The sequence below is a fragment of the Streptomyces sp. NPDC088733 genome (assembly GCF_044751185.1).
Classification (GTDB): domain Bacteria; phylum Actinomycetota; class Actinomycetes; order Streptomycetales; family Streptomycetaceae; genus Actinacidiphila.
The window spans coordinates 227,359-246,956 of sequence record NZ_JBIVLH010000004.1; the positions used below are offsets into that span (position 1 = coordinate 227,359).

The following is a 19,598-nucleotide window of genomic DNA, read 5'->3' on the forward strand; positions in this document are numbered from 1 at the left end:
CGCACGGACGCGAAACGACAGGGAGGCGGGGCGGGATGGGCTGGTGGCAGGTCAACACCGAGACGCTGGTGGGCAGCCGCTTCGTGGTCTCCCCGCTGGCCGAGGCCATCGCGAGCCTGAAGCTCCTGGACCGGGGCAGCGCCGCGCACCCCGGGGAGCGGGCGTGGCTCGACACCCATCTGCCCGCGTACCGGGAGCGGGTGGGCGGGGACCCGGTGAACGCTCTGCTGGTGCGCGTCGCGCTGGGCGGCGCCTGGAACGCCGATTTCCTGACGCCCACGCCCGCCGGTGACGGCAGCCCCGGTTTCGAGGAGGAACTGTCCCCGGTCCGCGGGACGCCGCCGGACCTCGCCCTGGCGCACATGGCGGTGTCGGCCGGCGGCACGGTCCCGCCGCCGCTGCGCCAGCCGGATCTGGCGGTGCGTGCCGCGGACGTCCTCACGTGGGTGTGGACGCACACGGTCCTGCCGGACTGGCCGCGGCGGCGGCGCGTGATCGAGGCCGACATCGTGGCGCGGACGGCGCAGTTGAGCCGGGGCGGCTGGGCCGAGGCGCTGGACGCCATGCGCCCGGGGATGCGCTGGCTCGGCGAGGGCCGGTTGCAGATCAACACGCGGGACAACCCGCCGCGCGACGTGTCCGGGGCCCGGCTGATGTTCGTGCCGGTCACGCCGGTCGCCGGGTGGGTGTCGTGGGACGAGCCCCTGCGGTACGCGGTGGTCTACCCGTGCTCGGGGGCTCTCGCCGAGGCGGGCGGGCCGCGGGTCCCCGAGGCGCTGGGTGCGCTGCTCGGTCCCGGGCGGGCCGCGGTCCTGGTGCTCGTCGGCACGCCGAAGAGCACGACGCAGCTGGTCGCCCTCACCGGCCAGGGGCTGGGGTCGGTGGGGCGCCATCTGAAGGTGCTGCTCGACGCCCGCCTGGTGCGGCGGCGGCGCGCCGGCCGTTCCGTCCTGTACTACCGGACGGAGGCCGGCGACGCGCTGGTCGCGGCCCAGCACACGGACTGATGTGCCGTCAGGACGTGCCGCGCAGCCAGACCGTGGTGTCCGCGGGGACGACGCGGTCGTCGAGCGGGGCGCTGGCCAGCAGGACGTCGTCGCCGGGGGCGAGGGGCACGGGGTCGGGGCCGAAGTTCGTCAGGCAGCGCAGTCCGGGGCCGCGGCCGAAGGCGAGCCACGAGCCGTCGTCCGGGCCGTCGACCGCGAGGGCGGCGTCCGCGGGCGCGGTGTGCCGCAGGCGCAGCGCGGAGCGGTAGAGCTCCAGCATCGAGGCGGGGTCGTCCTCCTGCGCTGCGACGGTGAGGTCCGTCCAGTCGCCGGGCTGCGGGAACCAGCAGTGGTCCGCGGGGGCGGTGCTGAATCCGTAGGGCGCGGCGGTCCCTTCCCATGGCAGCGGCACGCGGCAGCCGTCGCGGCCGCGTTCGCGGTGGCCGGACCGTTCCCAGAGCGGGTCGCGGAGCCGGTCGTCCGGCACGTGGGCCTGGGGCAGGCCCAGTTCCTCGCCCTGGTAGAGGTAGGCGGCTCCGGGCAGGGCGAGCATCAGCAGCGCGGCGGCGCGGGCGCGGCGCAGGCCGCGGGGGCCGCCGCCGTACCGGGTGACGGGCCGGATCGCGTCGTGGCTGGAGGCGACCCAGGTGACGGGGGCGCCGACGGCGCGCATGGACGCCACGGAGCGTTCGACGACCGCGCGCATCTGCTCCCCGTCCCACGGGCATTCGAGGAACGCGAAGTTGAAGGCCTGCTGCATCTCGCCGGGGCTGACGTAGCGGGCCAGCCGGGCGGGGTCGAAGACGGCGGCCTCGGCGACCATCACCCGCTGCCCGGGCGGGACGGCACCGGGCGGCGCCGGGTGGGTGTCGAGCAGCCGTCGCCAGGTGCGGAACAGCGGGTGCAGTTCCTCCTGGTCGTAGTACGGCATCAGGTGGTTGCGCAGGATGTCCTGGTGCTGGCCGGGACCGGCGTCGGGGAGGCCGGGCGCCTTGTAGAGGGTGTGGGCGACGTCCACGCGGAAGCCGTCCACGCCGCGGTCGAGCCAGTGCCGCAGGATCCGTTCGAAGTCGGCGACGACCTCGGGGTGCCGCCAGTCGAGGTCGGGTTGCTCGGGTGCGTGCAGGTGCAGGTACCACTCCCCCGGGGTGCCGTCCGGTGCGGTGACGCGGGTCCACGCGGGGCCGCCGAAGGCCGACTGCCAGTCGTTGGGCGGGAGTTCGCCGTGCGTGCCGCGGCCGGGGCGGAAGAGGTAGCGGCTTCTGGCCGGGGAGCCCGGGCCGGAGGCCAGTGCCTCGCGGAACCAGGGGTGCGCGTCGGAGGTGTGGTTGGGGACGAGGTCGATGAGGACGCGCAGGCCGAGCTCGTGGGCGCGGGCGGTGAAGGCGTCGAAGTCGGCCTCGGTGCCCAGGTCGGGGGCGACGGCGGTGTGGTCGGCGATGTCGTAGCCGCCGTCGGCCAGCGGGGAGGGGTAGAACGGGGTGATCCACACCGCGTCCACGCCGAGCCTGCGCAGGTGGTCCAGGCGCGCGGTCGCGCCGGGGAGGTCGCCGACGCCGTCGCCGTCGCCGTCGGCGAAGGAGCGCGGGTAGATCTCGTAGCAGACCGCGTCCCGCCACCAGGGCGTGCGGGACTCCGGTTCCGGGGTGCTCATACGGCCCTCTCGAACGTCGGCGGGGCGGGGACGGGTTCGGTGCGGCCGGTCGCCGCGGACCGGGTGGCGGCCTCCGCGACGGCGACCGCGGCCCGCCCGGACGCCGCGTCCGCGACGGGGGTGGCGCCGTCGGCCGCGCAGCGCAGCAGGTCGGCGAAGGCCGCGCGCACGCTCTCGGCGTACACGTGCTGCTTGCGCGCCTCGCCGCCCAGGTCGGCCACGCAGGTCACCCGGTGGGGTACGGAGCGCACCACGCCGCGGCCCCGGGCGGGCGCGGCGGAACCGGCGTCGCGCTCGACGGTGACGGTGACCCGTTCGCCGCCGTGCGGCCGCAGGCCGGGGACGGCCAGCAGATCGGCGGCGCGTTCGGGAAGCTCCTCCCAGCGGCGCGCGCCGTCCTCGTCCGTCAAGGCCGTGATCGTGGCGTACGTCGGGATCCAGCCGGTGACGCGGGCCTCGGCGAAGCCGTAGTCCAGGCGCATCAACTGGCGTTCGGCGCGGTGGGCGTGGGTGAAGGAGTGCGTGTGGGTGGCGACGGCGCCGCCGGGATGGGTGGCGGTGGCGACCACGATGTCCACGGCGCCGACCGGCTCACGGCCTTCCCTGCGGACCTCCGTGCCGTGGACGGCGACGGGGTCGCTGCCCATCAGCGCGCGGGCGGCGTCGAAGAAGTGCACGCCGTGCTCGATGTGGATGCCGCCGCTGTGGGCGGGGTCCCAGAACCAGTGGCCGGGGTCCAGGGCCTCGTCGGCGGCGTCGTTCTCGAAGGCGAAGCGCACCAGCGGGTCCAGCAGCCCTTCCCCGCGCAGCCGCTGGAGCATCCGGAGCACGGGGTTGTAGCGCAGCACGTGGTCGACGACGAGCACACCGGAGGAACGGTCGGCCTCCGCCTCCACGCGCAGGGCGTCGTCGAGGCTGGTGGCCAGCGGCTTCTCGCTGAAGACGTGCCGTCCGGCGCGCAATGCGCCGACCGCGAGGTCCGCGTGGGTGGCAGGCGGGGTGGCCAGCGCCACCACGTCCACCCCGGGGAAGTCCGCCAGCGCGGCGGCGTCGGGGCAGACGGCCGCGCCGTGCCGCCGCGCGAGGGCGGCGGCACGGTCGCGGTCGGGGTCGGCGCAGGCCACGACGCGCACACCGGGCAGTCCGGCGATCGCGTCCAGCAGGTAGGCGCCGAAGGCGCCGCAGCCGGCGAGGCCGACACCGAGGGGGGTCGTCATCAGACGTGGTCCAGGCGGGCGACGCCGATGTGGGCGTCGGCCATGCCGTAGAAGACGTAGCGGACGCCGTCGATCTCCTCGATCGCGGTCGGGAAGACGACGTTGGGGACGGTGCCGGAACGCTCCTCCTCGGTCTCCGGCTCCATCAGGGGCTCGTCGGTGCGGGCCAGGATGCGCGCCGGGTCCTGCGGGTCCAGGATCATCGCGCCCGCCGCGTAGCTGACCTTCTGCTGCTGGGCGAACGGGTCGTCAATGCTGCCGGACACGCCGTGGTGGATGAGCAGCCAGCCCTCCTCGACGCGGATCGGGGCCGGGCCGGCGCCGATCTTGAGCTCTTCCCAGGGGTGCTCGGAGAGCGCGACCAGGCGGTGGTCCCGGGGACGGGCCAGGGCGCCGAGGTCCTTCTCGACCTCGGCCACGGGCACGTAGGAGATCCAGATGCCGGGGCGCTCGTCGGTGACGCCGGCCGGCAGGTGCACGCCCTCGCCGGGACGGAACCAGCCGAGGTCCCACATCGGGCGGTGCAGCATGGCGAAGGCAGGCTCGCCGTCCGGGCCCGGCACGGGCTCGGGGAAGTGCACGACGTCCTTGTTCGGGAACAGGTTGAGGTCAGTGTCCAGGTCGGCCTGGTAGGCGAACTGGATCGGGCCCAGCCGCTCCCAGGTGACCAGGTCCTTGGAGACGGCGAGGGCCGGCTTGGGGCCGAGCGGGCCGTACGCGACGTACGACATGACGTGCAGGCCCAGCGCCTCGATCCAGGTGGTGCGGGGGTCCTCCACGCCGGCGTTGTTCTTGCCGCGCTCCCATCCGGCGTCGGGGGCGAGGACGACGCCGCGGCGCTCGACGCCGGTGGGCACGCCGTCCTCGACGACGACCTCGGCGAGGCCGACACGGGAGATGTTGCCCTCCGCGACGAGGCGGGGCAGCAGGTGCAGGACTCCGTCGGGGGTGCGGCCGGAGGCGGGGTTGAGCACGCCCTCGGCCTCGTTCGCCTCGCCGGCCAGCGGGGACATCACGACGCCGACGCGGGTGAGGCGGTAAGGGACGGAGGTCGAGGCGGTGGAGCCGGTGGTACCGGTGGTGCGGTCGTTCACAGGGGTTCAGCCCTTCGTGGCGGAATCGATGTCGGTGGAGGTGAAACGGCTCTGGAAGACGAGGTAGAGGGCCACCGCGGGCGCGGCCAGCACGCACGCGCCGGCGAGGATCGCGCCGAACGGGTTGGCGGCGGCGGAGGAGACGGTGCTGATGTAGTTGGCCAGGGACACCGCGAGCGGCTGCATGTTCTGCTCCTTGGTGACCAGGAACGGCCACAGGAACTCGTTCCACGGCCCGGTGAAGCTCAGCAGCACCACCGAGGCGATGGCCGGCTTGCACAGCGGGATCGCGATGCGGAGCAGGATCTGCAGTTCGTTCGCGCCGTCGATGCGGGCGGCCTCGAACATCGCCTGCGGCAGTTGCAGGAAGAACTGCCGGAAGATGAAGACCGCGCTGGTGTTGATGGCGAACGGCAGGATCATGCCGAGGTAGGAGTCCGCGAGGCCGTAGTCCCGCACGATCAGCACGTACAGCGGGATCATGAGCAGCTGGAACGGGACGACCTGCACCAGCAGCACCATGGCGAAGGTGGTGCCCTTGCCGCGGAAGTGCAGCCGGGCCAGGGCATAGCCCGCCAGCAGGCCGAAGACGGTGGTGCAGATGATGACGCCGCCGGTGAAGATCCCCGAGTTGACCAGGGAACGGCCCAGCGAGATCGCCGAGTTGATCTCGGTGTAGTTGTGCAGGGAGAGGTTGCCCGGGCGGGGGAACGCCCCGGCCGGGCTGCTGTCGGGCTCGCGCTGGAGCGAGCCGATGAGCATGTAGTAGAAGGGGAAGAGGAACGCGAAGGCTCCGGCGAGCAGCGCCAGCCGCGACAGGATCCGGCGGACGCCGGAGTGCGTGTGCGGGCTGTGGTGCGCCGCCGGACGGCGCGTCAGCGTGGGGGCGTGGGCGTCGGCCATGTCAGTCCCTCTCCAGCACGCGGCGGTAGACGAGGGAGATCGCGGTGATCAGCACCACCAGGATCACCCCGATCGCGGCCGCCTCGTCGGGGTGGCCCTGCTGGAGGCCGCGCTGGTACATCAGCAGCACCGGTGAGGTGGTGGCGCCGTCCGGGCCGCCGCCGCTCGTCAGCAGATACGGCTCGGTGAACAGGTTCGCGCCCGTCACCGTCGCCATGACCAGCACCAGAAGGGTCGCGGTGCGCACGGCCGGCACGGTGATGGACCAGAACATCCGCACCTTGCCCGCGCCGTCGAGGGACGCCGACTCGTAGAGCTCTCCGGGCACGTTCTGCAGCGCCGACAGGTAGAGCACGATGAAGAAGCCCAGTTGCTTCCAGGCGACGAAGACCGCGATGGTCGGCATCGCCAGGTGCGAGTTGACCAGCCACGACGGGTGCGGCGCGAGCGGCCCGAGGGCCTGGTTCACCAGGCCGTTCGAGTTGAACAGGAACAGCCACACGCCGACGACCGCCACACTCGCGGTGATGTACGGCACGTAGTAGGCCGTGCGGAAGAACGCCCGCCCGCGCAGCTTGGAGTTGAGGGCCGTGGCGAGCACGAGGGACGCGCCCACCGTCAGCGGGACGTTGATGACCAGGAAGATCGCGATGTTGAGGAAGGAGTTCCACACCGCGGGATCGGTCAGGACGGCGGTGTAGTTGGCCAGCCCCACGAACGGGCGGTCGACCTGGGCGCCGGGCGCGGCGAAGAAGTAGTCGTGGAAGGACATCCACACCGCGAAGCCGAGCGGGTACAGGAAGATCGCGGCCAGGTAGAGCACGTACGGCGAGACGAAGGCGATGCCGATCGGGTGCCGGCCGGCGAGGCGCAGCCTGCCGGGCCGCGGCTCCCGTGCGGTCCGGGGGCGCGCCCCGGGCCGCGTGGGCCCGGGGCGGACGAGGTCATGCTGCGTGGAGGACATGGCGCCGGCTCACTGCTTCGCGAGGCCGTCGACCTTGCCCGCCGCCTCCTGGAGGGCGCTGCTCACGTCGCCCTTCCCGAAGATGACGGACTTGGTGTACGCGTCGCGGAAGGTCTGCCAGATCTCCACGGAGTTCGGGACGTTGGGGGCCTCGACGGTGTGGTCGGCCTGCTCGGCGAAGGTCTTGTAGGCCGGGTGGGAGGCGAAGTACTGGGGGTACGCGGCCGCGAGGTCCTGGCGCATCGGCATCTGGCCGGTGGCCTCCAGCAGCTTGCCGTCCTGCTCCTTGCTGGTGGCGAACTTCAGGACGTCCCAGGCGGTGCCCTTGTTCTGGCAGGCGGTGAACATGCCGATGGACTTCTCGTCGCTGAAGGTGCCCTTGGCGGCCGAGCCGGTGGCCGTGGGGACCGGCACGGCACCCCACGTGACCTTGTCGCCGTAGACGGAGACCGCCCACGGGCCGACGATCGCCATGGCGGCCTTGCCGTCGGCGAAGGAGTCGCCGTTGTACTGCTCGTTGGGCGCGAGGTGGTCCGCGTACATGGTCTTCCAGAACTCGGCCGCCTTCACGCCGTCCGGCGAGGCGAACTGGGCCTTGCCGTCCTCGACGAGCTGCTTGCCGGTCTGGGCCGCGAACAGCGGGTAGAAGTCGAACCAGGACTGGTAGAACTCGGAGGTGGGCGCGGGCCAGATGGCCGCGTGCACGCCGGACTTGACCAGGGTTCGCGAGGTGTTCAGGAAGTCCTGGTAGGTGGCGAGCTTGGGGTGCTCGGGGTCCAGGCCGGCCTTCTTGAACAGCTGCTTGTTGTAGAAGACCATGACGGGGTTGCTCTTCCACGGCATCTGGTAGTGCTTGCCGTCGGGCGAGGCGTACTGGGAGAGCCGGTCGCCGGTCCGCGCCTTCAGGTACTGCTCCGCGCCCGGGAAGTCGTCGAGGGCCACCAGGCCGCCCTGCTTCTGGAAACCGGGCACGGCGGCCGGAGCGGTGTTCAGGATCAGGCACGGGGCGTTGCCCGCTGTGATGGCCGCGCCGATGACCTCCTCGGAGCTCTTGCCCGCCGGTATCTCCTGCGCCTTGACCTTCTCGTCCGGGTGGGCGGCGTTCCAGTCGGCGACCATGCTCTTGCCCCAGGCGACTTCCTGGGCGTTGTTGGAGTACCAGACGGTGATCGGCCCGTGGGCGTCGTCACCGCCGGCGGAGCCGGACCCGCCGCTGCCGCACGCTGCGAGCGGCACGGTCAGGGCCACGGCGGAGAGAACTCCGAGGAGGGTCTTCTTCATTGCGGTGTGCTCCATCTTCTCAAATGCGGATGAAACGGCTGTTCCGGGGCGTCGTCCGGCCACGGGGACGGCCTTTCACGAGAGTGAAACGTTCGGGAGACGCGGGCCACGCGGGGCCGCGCGGGTCGGTCAGGGCTGCGGTCTCGTGACGGGCGCCGGGCCCGTGGAGTCGCGCAGCATCAGCGCGGCGGGGTCGAGTTCCACGTGCGGGGTGGCGCCGGTCTCGATCGTGCCGATCAGGGCGAGCGCCGCGGCACGGCCCCAACGGGCGGCGTCGGCACGGCCGGTGGTGAGCGAGGGCCGGGTCCACGAGGCCAGCGGGACGTCGTCGAAGCCGACGACCGACAGGTCCTCGGGCAGCCGCAGCCCCGCTTCCTGCGCGACCGCCATACCCGCGGTCGCCGACAGGTCGTTGGCGTACACGATGGCGGTGGGGCGGTCGGGGCGCGCGATCAGCTCCTGCGTCGCCAGCGCCCCGCCCTCGGCGGTGAATCCGCCGGGCAGCACCGGGCACGGCGGCAGGCCGGCCTCGGCGACCGCGTCCTGGCAGGCCTTCAGGCGCCGCTGCGCGTGCAGGTACTCCTCGGGGCCGGCGACATAGGCGATGCGCCGGTGGCCGAGCTCCACCAGGTGGCGTATGGCGCCGGTCACCACGGGGCGGTCGTCCAGGTTCACCGTCGCCAGGCCCTCGACACCGCCGTCGGCGCCCACGGCCACGCCCGGCAGGCCCAGTTCGCGCAGCAGGCCCGGCCTGGTGTCGTCCACGCGGAGGTCGGTGAGGAACACCCCGTCCACGCGCTGGTCGTCGACCAGGCGGCGGTAGGTGTCCGTCTCGTGCTCGGGTCGGCACACGTGCAGCATCAGGCCGTCGCCGGACTCGGCTATCACCGACTCGATGCCCGCCATGAACGCCGGGAAAAAGGGGTCGGTGCCGATCAGGTCCGGCTCACGCGTCAGCACCAGCCCCACGGCCCGCGCCCGGCCCGTGGACAGGGCCCGGGCGCTGCGGCTGGGCGTCCAGCCGAGCTTCTCGACGGCCGCCCGGACCCGCTGCTGGGTCGCGGCGGCGACTCCGGGGCGGTCGTTGAGGACGAAGGAGACGGTGGCCCGGGACACGCCGGCCAGTGCGGCGACATCGGCGATGGTGGGGCGTCGGGCCATGACGGACTCTCCGGGTACGGCTGCGAAGGGAAGCCACCACGGCATCGCGGGCACCGTCGGGCGACGTGCGCGGAGGCACGCCGTCCGGCGGCGACCTCGGCGCCGGAAGCAGCACGTTCTGCCGCCCGCATACCGGTGCAATCTTCGCGAAGCGATTGCTTCATCTGTCGTTTGAACCGGTTTAAACGAGCGATGTGAGGAACCCTGGACCTCGATGCCGAGGGGTGTCAAGAGTTTGTATGGGACCGCACAGCGATACGTGCAGGATTGAGTTGAATGTCCTAAATATTCCCCTGGATCACGGGCAGCCCGGGAAAAGGAACGGGCGGCCCGCTCCCCCGAAAAAGGGGTGCGGGCCGCCCTCAGGACGATCCGTGCGCGCCCTCCGCGGTCGTCCGCGGAGGGCGCGCCGAGGGTCACCGGCCCAGGGAGTCCAGTGCCTTGCCGAGCAGATCGGCGCGGTCGCCCGCGGAGCCGAGGTGCTCCAGGCCGAAGCCCAGCAGGACCGTGTCCTCCGTGGTGACCGCGCCGTACGTCTGGAACAGCGCCCCGGTACGGCGCCAGTCACGGACGACGGCCGGGCTGCCCGGGGGCGGCCCGGCGACGGTCCACGGGCCGAAGGAGCTCTCGAAGCCCTCCGTCTCGGTGGCCGCACCGCGGATGACGACCGAGGCCTCGTCCGCCTGGAGTCCCTGGCCGCCGGAGCCCGGGTCGCTGACGTAGCTGAGCGAGACCTCGACCTTCTTGCCCGCGAAGGGGCTCAGGTCGAAGTTCACCTGCTGCCAGCCCTGGGAGGCGCCGGTGAAGCTGTTCCACGTGCCCGTGGTACCGCTCGCGGAGCAGCCGTCGGCCCCCGGGGTCAGGTAGTGCTTCAGCCACGGGTGCTCGGCGATGTAGAACCCGGCCTCGCACTCCGCCGGCACGTCGGTACGGGTACCGCCGTTGGTGTCGGGGAGCGTGGTCCAGTCGTCCGCGCCGACGGTGTGGATCTCCAGGAGCGCGTTGTCGTATCCCGGCTCGGTGTCCCAGAGCAGACGGGTGCGGAGCGCGGGCGCGTCGGCCGCGGTCACCCCCGTCAGGTCGATGGTGCGGGTCAGCCGGTCGTACGAGTCGTCCGCGTGGACGGCCGCCGCCATGAAGGCGCCGGCGTACGGTGCGTTCGGCGGCGCGGTCCCGTCGAACCTGCCCGCGCCCGCGCTCGCGAACTGCGGGTAGTCCGCGACCGACAGGTTGTCGGACGTGACGCGGTACGTGCCCGCCCGGTCCAGCGGGTTGCCGGGCGCGGCCCCGAGCGGACCGGCGAAGCCGCCCAGGACGCCGGAGCCGGTGAAGGCGGTGGCGCCGGGGGTCGAGGTGCGCGAGTAGGCACCCAGGTAGTACTGGCTGAAGTCGTCCGAGGGGTTGCCGCCGCCGAGGTCGACGGTGCCGCCGGCCCGCTCGCCCGCCTCGATCAGCTTGCCGCGCTCGTTGAGGTACGCGCGCAGCTGCAGCTGGGTGGCGTTGCCGGGGATGGCGCCGCCGGTGTAGTGCACGACCGTGCGGAAGTGCCCGAGGACACCGAGCGCGTCCGGCGCGCCCTGCGTGGCCACGTCCCAGACCGCCGCCTTGTGGCCGTTGGCCTTCAGCGCGTCGACGTAGGCCTGCGCCTGCGTCGCCGGGGCGCCCTCCTCGGCGACGACGAGGGTGTCCGCCTTGGGCCGGTCGGCCACGGTGTAGGTGAACGGCGTGCTGGAGACCCGCTGGCCGCTCTTGGTCTCGGCGGTGTACCACACCTCGACCTTGTCGCCCGGCTCGCCGTCCCTGACCTTCGCGCGGTACTCGTCGAAGTAGAGGTTGTCCTCGCCGCCGTAGGTCTCGCCGCCGTTCCAGGAGTGCAGCGCCTCGCCCTGCGTACGGCCGCCGTTGACACGGTAGTTGAGCGTCTTGTCACGCAGCGACTGGCGGATGACGACCGAGACTTCCTGGTCGGAGCCGCGGGAGTACGAGGTGCCGAAGGTCGCCGGGGTGAAGTCCGCCGCATCCAGGCCCACCGAGGAGGACGGGGTGTCGGGGTGGGCGGCGGTCTCCGCGACCGAGAGCGCGAAGGGGATGTTCTTCTCGAACTCGCCCTGGATCAGCCCCTCGTCGTCCGGGAAGTTGAAGACGGACTGGCAGTCGGCCGCCTTCCACTGGTCGTCCGGAACGCTGTTGGAAGCGGTCTGGCAGGTCGACATCTCGGGCGTGAACATCGCCATGCCGTTGACGTTGGCCGCGTGGCCGTCGGCCTCGCCGTTGGTCGTGTACAGCTCCGAGGAGACCTGCGGGTGGTAGCCCGGGATCGCGGAGTTGGCCGGGGTGCCGGCCAGCGACTTGTACAGGACGTCGTCGGGGGTGTCCGTCGCCACCTGCCAGCCGACGCCGTACAGCAGCAGTTCGGCGGCGGAGTGGTAGTTGATGCCGTAGGTGAAGTCGATGTGCTTCTCGAAGGAGTCCAGCGCCTTCGTCTCCGGCTCGGAGCCGGGGCTCGCGCCGCGGTAGGTCTCGCTGGCGGGGCTGGGGGACGAACCCTCGTCGTCGTAGCCCCACTTGTAGCCGAAGTTGCGGTTGAGGTCGACGCCGTCGCCGGCGGATATGACGCCGTCGCCGTTCACGTCCCGCAGGTTCTTGCGCCACAGGCGGTTGCCCGGGTCCTGGAACGTGTAGTCGTAGCCGTCCGGGTTGGCCGAGATGACGAACCACAGCTCGGTGGTGTCGACGATCTTCTTGATGCGCGGGTCGGTGGCGTAGTTGTCCAGGTAGTAGTGCATCAGCCGGCGGGTCATCTCCGGCGTGATCCACTCCCGCGCGTGCTGGTTGGACATGTACAGCACGGAAGGCTTGGAGCCGTCCTTGGACTTCTTCGCGTCCTTGGTGAGCCGCAGCGCGAGGATGTCCTGACCGTTCACCGTCTTGCCGATGGAGACGACCTTGGTCAGGTTCGGGTTCGCCTGGCCCGCGGCAAGGATCTCCTCCTTGATGCCGCCCGGGCCGCTGTACGGCCGGAAGACGCCCTCGGCGGCGCTCTGGAGGCGCGCCTCGGACTTGGCGGCGATGGTGTGCTCCGTGAGCCGCACGCCCTTGCGCTCCAGCTGCCCGGCCTGCTTGTCGGTGAGGTAGACCTCGACCGAGGCGGTGCCGTTGACGGGCGCCTGCTCGCTCAGTTCGTGACCGTCCTGCCCTGCTTCCAGCAGCAACGGGATCTGGCTCTTGGTGACTTCCGCACGGAACACCTTGACCTCGTCCGCGTCACCCCTGGCCGGGATCGTGCTCCGGGCCTGGGCGACGGGCGCGATGGCCGCACTGCAGAGGATGAGAGCGCCGGCAACGACGGTCGTTAAGACTCTGGGTCTCACGACTCTCCTTCACATGGTCTGCGACAAGGACGCCCATACCATAAGAAGTTCACGCCACCGTCAAGGGTGTCTCAAGGCCTACTTAGGTCACGGGCACCTCGTGGGCCCCGGCGGCGGTGCCGGCCGAAGGCACGACGAGCGGGGCCGCCCCCCTGGGGAGCGGCCCCGCTCGTACGGGACACGGGCTGCGGGCGGCAGGCGGGTCAGCCGCGGACGATGTTCTCCGCCTGCGGGCCCTTCTGGCCCTGCGTCACCTCGAAAGTGACCGCCTCGCCTTCCTGGAGCTCGCGGTAGCCGTTACCGACGATGTTGGAGTAGTGGGCGAACACGTCCGGCCCCCCGTCCTGTGCGATGAAGCCGAAGCCCTTTTCGGCGTTGAACCACTTCACGACTCCAGATGCCACCGTGTCCATCCCTCATGTGCCGATGTGGCGGCGCACCAGGTGCGCCGGCGGGCCCCCGCGGCTGCGGGCCCCGGAGCCTGCCTACCCGATGGCGGGGACGTCTATCCCCCGGGACGGCGGCGGGATGGGGCGGGCCGCGTCCGCGGGCCCTCCGCGGTCAGTGCCCGGGGCGCAGCAGGCCCGACTCGTAGGCGAGAACCACCAGTTGGGCCCGGTCCCGCAGTCCCCGCTTGCCGAGCAGATTGCCCACGTGGGTCTTGATGGTGCTCTCGGCGAGGCAGAGCACCGTCCCGATCTCGGTGTTGGACATGCCCCGGCCCACCAGGCGCAGCACGTCCAGCTCGCGCTGCGTCAGGTCGTCGAGGACGGGCTGGGCCGCCGCGCCCGGCGGTGGCCCGCTGAGGAACTCCTCCAGCAGCCGCCGGGTGAGGATCGGGGCCAGCAGCGCGTCGCCCGCCGCCACCGTGCGCACCCCGGCCGTGAGTTGGTGCCGCGGCGCGCTCTTGAGCAGGAAGCCCGAGGCCCCGGCCCGCATCGCGTGGTACACGTACTGGTCGAGATCGAAGGTGGTGAGCACCAGGACCCAGCTGCGCGGTGCGGTCCGGGCGAGCCTGCGGGTGGCCTCGATCCCGTCCAGCAGGGGCATGCGGATGTCCATCAGCACGACATCGGGATCCGTGCGCCGCACCTCGCCGAGCGCCTCCACCCCGTCCGCGGCCTCCGCGACCACCTCGATGTCCGGTTCGCCGGAGAGGATGGCCGCGAGCCCGTGCCGGATCAGCATCTCGTCGTCGGCGACGACCACGCGGATCACGCCGGGACCCCCACCGCGAGCGGCAGCCGCACCCGTACGGTGAAACCGGCGGACACGTCGAGCGTCAGGCTGCCGCCGCAGACCACGACACGCTCCCACATGCCGACGAGTCCCTTGCCGGTGCCGCCGCGGCCGGAGTCGCCGACCCCGGCGTCCGTGTGCACCTCGATCTCCAGCACGTGCTCGTCGTAGCGCAGCCTCAACTCGGCCACCTCGGAGGCGGAGTGCTTAAGCGCGTTGGTCAGCGACTCCTGGACGACGCGATAGGCGCACAGCGAGACACCCTGGTCGAGCGGGCGCGGCAGGCCCTCCGTCGCCGTGCGCACCGTGAGCCCGGCCGCGCCCATGGTGGACACCAGCCGGTCCAGGTCGTCGAAGTGCGGCTGGGGCACCAGCGGTTCGGGCTCGGCGGCCACGGCGGAGGCCACCGGGTCGTCGTCGCGCAGCAACCTCAGCAGCCGGGCCAGTTCCACCAGGGCACCGCGCGAGGCATCGGCTATCGCCGCGAACGCCCGTCCCGCCGTGGCCCGGTCCGTCTCCAGCATCCCGCGGCCCGCTTCCGCCTGGACGGCGATCACGCTCACCGCGTGGGCGACCAGGTCGTGCAGTTCCCTGGCGATGCGCTGCCGTTCGGCGGCGACCGCACGGCGGGCCTGCTCGTCCCGTGTGCGCTGCAGCTCCTCCGCCTGGGCGGTGAGGTGCTGCACGGCCGTGCGGCGGCGCCGGTAGGCGGCACCCACCACGGCGGGGAGCACCACGAACAGCACGATCGTCGGCACGACGTTGCCGGGATCGGAGTCCGAGGGGTCGTTGAGGATCGCCACCACGAGTGAGGCGGAGTTCGCCGCGGCCGCGGCCACCAGCTGAACCGTCGGCAGATAGGCCGCGGCGCTGTACACGGCGACGATCAGGGCGAGCAGCACCGCCACTTCGTCGGACGGTTCGGCGCCGAGCGCGGTCAGGGCCATGGCCGTGGCGATGCCGAGGGCCACCGTCAGCGGGTGCCGCCGGCGCACCGCGAGCGCGCAGGTCGTGACCACGACCGCCAGCAGATGCTGCGGTCCGGCCTCGGGGTTCAGGGGCGAGTCCGTCAGCTCGACCACACCGAGGAGGCAGAGCAGGACCGCCGGAGCGATGTCGATGAGGAGTTCGAGCCGACTGCGACTGGCCAACACGGTGGGGAGTACAGGGCGGGCGAAGTCGGCGCCGGTTCCCCCTGTGGTACCGGTTCGCGCCGCCGGGATTCCCCCCGCGGGCGGAGCGGGCGGGCACCGCGGGGCCGGGTGCGGGTCGGCCGCGGCTGACACCGTCCTCGGTGTGCCGGGCGTTCCGGCCGCAGTCAATGGAGGGGATCATGCTTCACCACACCTGGCGCGCCCCCGCGCTGTCCTTCGCCGCCCTCGCCGCCGCGCCGGTCCTCGGGCTGGTGTCCGAACTCGTCGTCCCGCGCGACACGACGTCCACGCCGGCGGACGAGTTGCGCTTCGTCTCCGCCCACGCCGGGGCCTTCCTCGTCGCCGACCTGCTCGCGATCGTCGGCGCGGCCCTCTTCGTCGTCGGCCTCGTCCGGCTGGTGCCGGCGGTCACCGGCCGGGGCCGCGTGGCCGTACGGATCGGCGGGACCATGGCGATCACCGGCTCCCTGGCCCTGGTCGCCCACCCGTTCCTCCTGCTGGCCATCCGCGACCTGGCCACGGCGGAGAACCTGACGGCGATGGCCTCCGCCAACGACACCATCTCCAACGGCGTGGCCGCGATGGTCGTCCTGGTGGCCCGGCTGTTCGCCTTCGACCTCGGCCTGGTCGTGCTGACGATCGGCCTGTGGCGGGCCGGCGCCCTCCCGGTCTGGCTGGCCCCCGCGGGCTTCCTGGCCCTCTTCGCGGACTTCTCCCCCAGCTCGTACAACGCCGTCCTGATGTATGCCGTCCTGACCGCCGCCTTCGTGGTCATGGCCCTTCGGGCCCGCCGCACCGCGGACGCCACCGGGCAGCCCGCCGCGCAGCCGGCGACCGCCGGCACGGTCTGACGGCGTCCGGCCGCGGCGTTCGCCCCCGAGGGGGAGGCGAACGCCGCGCCCGGCGTTCCCAACGGGGTCGGTCGGGGCGGCCCGATCATGTACGGCCCCGGACAGTCGGGGCCGTACACCACTTACCGCGCTCAAAGCAGGACGCGTCACAGGATGTTCACAGCGAACATCCCCGATGATCACCCACCGCGGGGTGCTTCGACACCGGCGGCACATCGACTGGGCGATGACCCCCGGCCATTCCACGGAAAGAAGTCAGCCAGTGCCCCTTCCCTTTGACTCCGTCGTCCCGCGGCCGCGTGCCGCGGCCCGGCGCGGTGCCGTCGTCCTGGCCCTGGCCACGGCGCTCAGCATCGGTGCCGGCATGATGACGACCGCCCAGGCGCTCACGCCCGAGCACCTGATGTCGGCCACCGCCGACGCGCCGAAGCCCGCCGGTTCCGTCCAGGGCCTCATCCCGAGCACCCCGGGCCAGTCCATCGTCACGCGCGAGGACCGCACGCCCATCGCGCCCGGGCTGAACCTCACGCGCTTCGACCGCTTCGAGGCGGACGGCTGGGTGCGCGGGCAGGTGCTCGTCGCGGATCTGGCGGACGACCGGGTCAAGGTGGACTACATCTCCTCCGGCACGGTCACCGGGAAGTCCCGGGTCACCGAGCAGGCCAAGCGCACCGGGGCGGTCGCCGCGATCAACGGCGACTACTTCGACATGAACGACACCGAGGCCCCGGTCGGCGGCGCCGTGTCGCGCGACGGCGGGCTCATCAACTCCCCCACCGAGGGCCGCAGCCAGACCGTCGCGATCGGCGCGGACGGCCTCGGCCGGCTCGCCCAGGTGTTCCTGGAGGGCGAGGTCACGGTCGGCGGTACGCAGCACCTGAAGCTGTCCAGCGTCAACTCCCCGGTCCTGGCGGCCGGCGGCATCGGCCTGTTCACCGACCAGTGGGGCCCGTCCCCGCGCACCAAGCCCGTGAGCGGCGCGAGCCGTGTCGCCGAGGTGTGGCTGCGCGACGGCAAGGTCACCGAGGTGCACACCTCCGTCAGCAGCGGCCCGGTCCCGGCCGGCACCAGCGTGCTGCTCGGCCGTGAGGCGGGCGCCGACGCGCTGTCCGGCCTCGTGCCCGGGGACTCCGTGAACGTCGCCTACCGCCCGCGCGCCGACTTCGGCGACGTGGCGGTCGCCGTCGGCGGCGGCCAGGTCCTGGTCGCGGACGGCGTGGTGAAGCACTACACCGACGGCGACACCGTCACCGCCACCTCCCGCACCAGCGTGGGCTTCTCCGCCGACGGCCGCACCATGTACCTGGTCGCGATCGACGGCAAGCAGACCAACAGCCGCGGCATGGACCTCAACGAGCTCGGCGCCTTCATGAAGGGCCTCGGCGCCGTCAACGCCCTCAACATGGACGGCGGCGGCTCGACCACCATGGCCGCCCGCCTGCCCGGCGAGAGCGTGACGGGTCTGGTCAACAGCCCCTCGGACGGCTCGGAGCGCCAGGTCGCCAACGGCCTCGGCCTGTTCGCCGCCCCCGGTTCCGGCGAGGCCCGCGGCTTCCGCGTCCTCCCGGCCCTGACGGCCGACGGTTCCGACAAGGTCTTCCCCGACCTGCACCGCACCGTCAAGGCCCTGGCGCACGACGAGACGTACACGCCCGCGCCCACCCCCCGCGTGCACTGGCGGGACGACTCCCTGGCCGCGGTCAAGGGCGGCGACGGCAGCACCGCCGTGGTCACCGGCAAGCACTCCGGCACCAGCGAGGTCGAGGCGAGTGCCAGCCACGGCGTGAGCGGCACGATGAAGCTGACCGTCCTCGCTCCGGCCGTGCGCATCACCCCCAGCAGCAGCCTGGTGGCGCTCGACAGCCTGGACGACTCGGCGCGCCTGACGGTCACCGGCTACGACGCCCTCGGCGACTCCGCCCCGATCGAGGCCTCCGACATCAAGGTCACCGGCGGCGACGGCGTCGTCTCGCTGACCCCCGCGGACGACGCGACGTTCACCGTACGCGGCCTCGCCGACGGCGCCTCCGCCACCCTGCACCTGACGGTCGGCACGATGACCACCGACGTGGCCGTCACCGTCGGCCTGGCCGAGAAGTCCTTCGCGGACCTGTCGGACGCGGCCGCCTGGACCTCGGCGAACGACCGCGCGCCCGGCGGCTCGGTCACCCCGGCCGCCGGCCACGACGGCGCGCCCGGCCTGGCCCTCACGTACGACTTCACCAAGTCCACCGCCACGCGCGGCCAGTACGCCGTGCCGCCGCAGCAGATCCAGCTGCCCGGCCAGCCGCAGGCCGTCACCATGTGGATCAACGGCGACGGCAACGGCGAGTGGCCGCGGCTCCAGTACTGCACGGGCGCGGGCGTGACCGCCAACCTCGACGGCCCCCTGATCACCTGGACCGGCTGGCGCAAGGTCGAGTTCCCGGTGCCCGTCGGCACGCCGTACCCGCTCACCTTCCAGCGGGTCCGGCTGCTGGAGACCAGCGCCGCCCGCTCGTACACTGGCAAGGTGACCGTCAGCGACCTGCGCGTCAAGGTCGCCCCGGACGTGGAGCTGCCCGTGCAGCCGAAGGTCGCCGACCCCGTGGTGGTGACCAACGGCACCGTCGACGGGCGTCCGCTGCGCGTCGCCGTCATGTCCGACGCCCAGTTCGTCGCCCGCGACCCCAACAGCCCGCTGGTGGAGGCGGCCCGCCGGACGCTGGCCGAGATCGCCGACGCCAAGCCGGACATGCTGGTCATCGACGGCGACTTCGTCGACGAGGGCTCGCCCGCCGACTTCAAGCTGGCCCGCACGCTCCTGGACGAGTTCGACGCCCGCACCGGCGGCACCATCCCGTGGCACTACGTGCCCGGCAACCACGAGGTGATGGGCCCCGGGACGCCCGTCAACTTCAAGGCGGAGTTCGGCGACACCACGTCGGTCTTCGACTCCGAGGGCACCCGCTTCATCACCCTGGACTCCTCCAGCGGCACCCTGCGCGGCGGCGGCTTCGCCCAGCTCCAGCTGCTGCACGACCAGCTCGCGACCGCGGCAGCCGACAGCTCCGTCAGCGGCGTCGTGGTCTTCGAGCACCACCCCACCGAGGACCCGCTGCCGGACAAGGCCAGCCAGCTCGGCGACCGCAAGGAGGCCGCGCTCGTCGAGCAGTGGCTCGCCGACTTCCGGGCCCAGGGCCACAAGTCCGCCGCGTTCGTGGGCGGTCACGTCGGCGCGTTCTCGGCGTCCGAGATCGACGGCGTCTCCTACCTGGTCAACGGCAACTCCGGCAAGAACCCGGCCAGCACGCCCGACAACGGCGGCTTCACCGGCTGGACGATGCTGGGCATCGACCCGGCCAAGGGGCGGGTCACCGACACGTTCGCCGTCCCCACCCGTGACTCCGACGCCTGGCTCCGCGCGGAAGTGCACGTCCGCACCGACGCGGTGGACCTCAGCGCGCCGGACACGCTCACGGTCGGCGACCGGGCCAAGGCGTCCGCGACGGTCACGCAGGACGGCACACGTGCCGTCCCGGTGGCCTGGCCGGTCAGCGCCTCCTGGACCGGCTCGCGCGTCGAGATCGCCGGCCGCACCGAGGGCGGTCCCGCGGTCGTCTCCTACGACCCGGCCACCGGCGACCTGACCGCGCTCCGCGCCGGTACCGCGGTCCTCCGCGTCACCGTCAACGGGGTGGCCACGCAGCACACCATCACGGTGGGCCGCCGCTGATCCCCCGG

Annotated in this window: 14 protein-coding genes; 3 read left to right on the forward strand and 11 right to left on the reverse strand. The window is 72.5% G+C overall.

Annotated elements, in window-relative coordinates; all coding sequences use genetic code 11:
• Positions 1–35: 35 nt before the first annotated feature.
• Positions 36–1,007 carry a transcriptional regulator gene (locus ACIP64_RS09885; RefSeq protein WP_401583516.1) on the forward strand — a complete coding sequence of 324 codons (972 nt, stop codon included), beginning with the start codon at positions 36–38 and terminating at the stop codon, positions 1,005–1,007.
• 7 nt (positions 1,008–1,014) lie between these two features.
• Here ACIP64_RS09885 and ACIP64_RS09890 read toward each other — a convergent pair whose 3' ends face one another.
• The 11 genes from ACIP64_RS09890 to ACIP64_RS09940 all read right to left on the reverse strand — a co-directional run bounded on the left by ACIP64_RS09890 (position 1,015) and on the right by ACIP64_RS09940 (position 15,021).
• Positions 1,015–2,640, reverse strand: a complete 1,626-nt coding sequence (locus ACIP64_RS09890; protein ID WP_401583518.1) for a glycoside hydrolase family 13 protein — start codon at positions 2,638–2,640, stop codon at positions 1,015–1,017.
• The gene (locus tag ACIP64_RS09895; protein WP_401583520.1) at positions 2,637–3,857 is read right to left on the reverse strand and encodes a Gfo/Idh/MocA family protein; all 1,221 of its coding nucleotides are present in this window, start codon (positions 3,855–3,857) and stop codon (positions 2,637–2,639) included. Before ACIP64_RS09895 ends, ACIP64_RS09890 begins: the two co-directional genes overlap by 4 nt.
• Positions 3,857–4,870 carry a glycosidase gene (locus ACIP64_RS09900; protein WP_401583819.1) on the reverse strand — a complete coding sequence of 338 codons (1,014 nt, stop codon included), beginning with the start codon at positions 4,868–4,870 and terminating at the stop codon, positions 3,857–3,859. Before ACIP64_RS09900 ends, ACIP64_RS09895 begins: the two co-directional genes overlap by 1 nt.
• Before the next feature lie 87 nt (positions 4,871–4,957).
• Entirely contained in the window at positions 4,958–5,854 is an 897-nt protein-coding gene (locus tag ACIP64_RS09905; protein ID WP_360905375.1) for a carbohydrate ABC transporter permease, read from the reverse strand.
• Between the two features lies 1 nt (position 5,855).
• Positions 5,856–6,818: a carbohydrate ABC transporter permease gene (locus ACIP64_RS09910; protein ID WP_401583522.1), complete on the reverse strand. Its 963-nt coding sequence runs from the start codon at positions 6,816–6,818 to the stop codon at positions 5,856–5,858.
• 9 nt (positions 6,819–6,827) lie between these two features.
• Complete coding sequence (locus tag ACIP64_RS09915) at positions 6,828–8,099, reverse strand: extracellular solute-binding protein (RefSeq protein ID WP_401583524.1); 1,272 nt, start codon at positions 8,097–8,099, stop codon at positions 6,828–6,830.
• Between the two features lie 129 nt (positions 8,100–8,228).
• Entirely contained in the window at positions 8,229–9,260 is a 1,032-nt protein-coding gene (locus ACIP64_RS09920) for a LacI family DNA-binding transcriptional regulator (RefSeq protein ID WP_401583526.1), read from the reverse strand.
• A gap of 416 nt (positions 9,261–9,676) precedes the next feature.
• The gene (locus ACIP64_RS09925) at positions 9,677–12,631 is read right to left on the reverse strand and encodes a M14 family zinc carboxypeptidase (protein WP_401583527.1); all 2,955 of its coding nucleotides are present in this window, start codon (positions 12,629–12,631) and stop codon (positions 9,677–9,679) included.
• 203 nt (positions 12,632–12,834) lie between these two features.
• Positions 12,835–13,035 carry a cold shock domain-containing protein gene (locus tag ACIP64_RS09930; protein WP_360905365.1) on the reverse strand — a complete coding sequence of 67 codons (201 nt, stop codon included), beginning with the start codon at positions 13,033–13,035 and terminating at the stop codon, positions 12,835–12,837.
• Positions 13,036–13,192: 157 nt separating this feature from the next.
• Positions 13,193–13,849 carry a response regulator gene (locus tag ACIP64_RS09935; RefSeq protein ID WP_401583529.1) on the reverse strand — a complete coding sequence of 219 codons (657 nt, stop codon included), beginning with the start codon at positions 13,847–13,849 and terminating at the stop codon, positions 13,193–13,195.
• Complete coding sequence (locus ACIP64_RS09940; RefSeq protein ID WP_401583530.1) at positions 13,846–15,021, reverse strand: sensor histidine kinase; 1,176 nt, start codon at positions 15,019–15,021, stop codon at positions 13,846–13,848. Before ACIP64_RS09940 ends, ACIP64_RS09935 begins: the two co-directional genes overlap by 4 nt.
• 182 nt (positions 15,022–15,203) lie before the next feature.
• Between ACIP64_RS09940 and ACIP64_RS09945 the strand changes: the two genes are divergently transcribed.
• Positions 15,204–15,875 carry a hypothetical protein gene (locus ACIP64_RS09945; RefSeq protein ID WP_401583532.1) on the forward strand — a complete coding sequence of 224 codons (672 nt, stop codon included), beginning with the start codon at positions 15,204–15,206 and terminating at the stop codon, positions 15,873–15,875.
• A gap of 262 nt (positions 15,876–16,137) precedes the next feature.
• A complete protein-coding gene (locus ACIP64_RS09950; RefSeq protein ID WP_401583533.1) occupies positions 16,138–19,590 on the forward strand; it encodes a phosphodiester glycosidase family protein in 3,453 nt (1,150 codons plus the stop codon).
• Positions 19,591–19,598 lie beyond the last annotated feature (8 nt).

Coding starts and splice junctions, on each gene's coding strand:
- ACIP64_RS09885 (WP_401583516.1), top strand. CDS start 36: ATGGGCTGGTGGCAGGTCAACACCGAGACGCTGGTGGGCAGCCGCTTC.
- ACIP64_RS09890 (WP_401583518.1), bottom strand. CDS start 2,640: ATGAGCACCCCGGAACCGGAGTCCCGCACGCCCTGGTGGCGGGACGCG.
- ACIP64_RS09895 (WP_401583520.1), bottom strand. CDS start 3,857: ATGACGACCCCCCTCGGTGTCGGCCTCGCCGGCTGCGGCGCCTTCGGC.
- ACIP64_RS09900 (WP_401583819.1), bottom strand. CDS start 4,870: ATGTCCCCGCTGGCCGGCGAGGCGAACGAGGCCGAGGGCGTGCTCAAC.
- ACIP64_RS09905 (WP_360905375.1), bottom strand. CDS start 5,854: ATGGCCGACGCCCACGCCCCCACGCTGACGCGCCGTCCGGCGGCGCAC.
- ACIP64_RS09910 (WP_401583522.1), bottom strand. CDS start 6,818: ATGTCCTCCACGCAGCATGACCTCGTCCGCCCCGGGCCCACGCGGCCC.
- ACIP64_RS09915 (WP_401583524.1), bottom strand. CDS start 8,099: ATGAAGAAGACCCTCCTCGGAGTTCTCTCCGCCGTGGCCCTGACCGTG.
- ACIP64_RS09920 (WP_401583526.1), bottom strand. CDS start 9,260: ATGGCCCGACGCCCCACCATCGCCGATGTCGCCGCACTGGCCGGCGTG.
- ACIP64_RS09945 (WP_401583532.1), top strand. CDS start 15,204: ATGCTTCACCACACCTGGCGCGCCCCCGCGCTGTCCTTCGCCGCCCTC.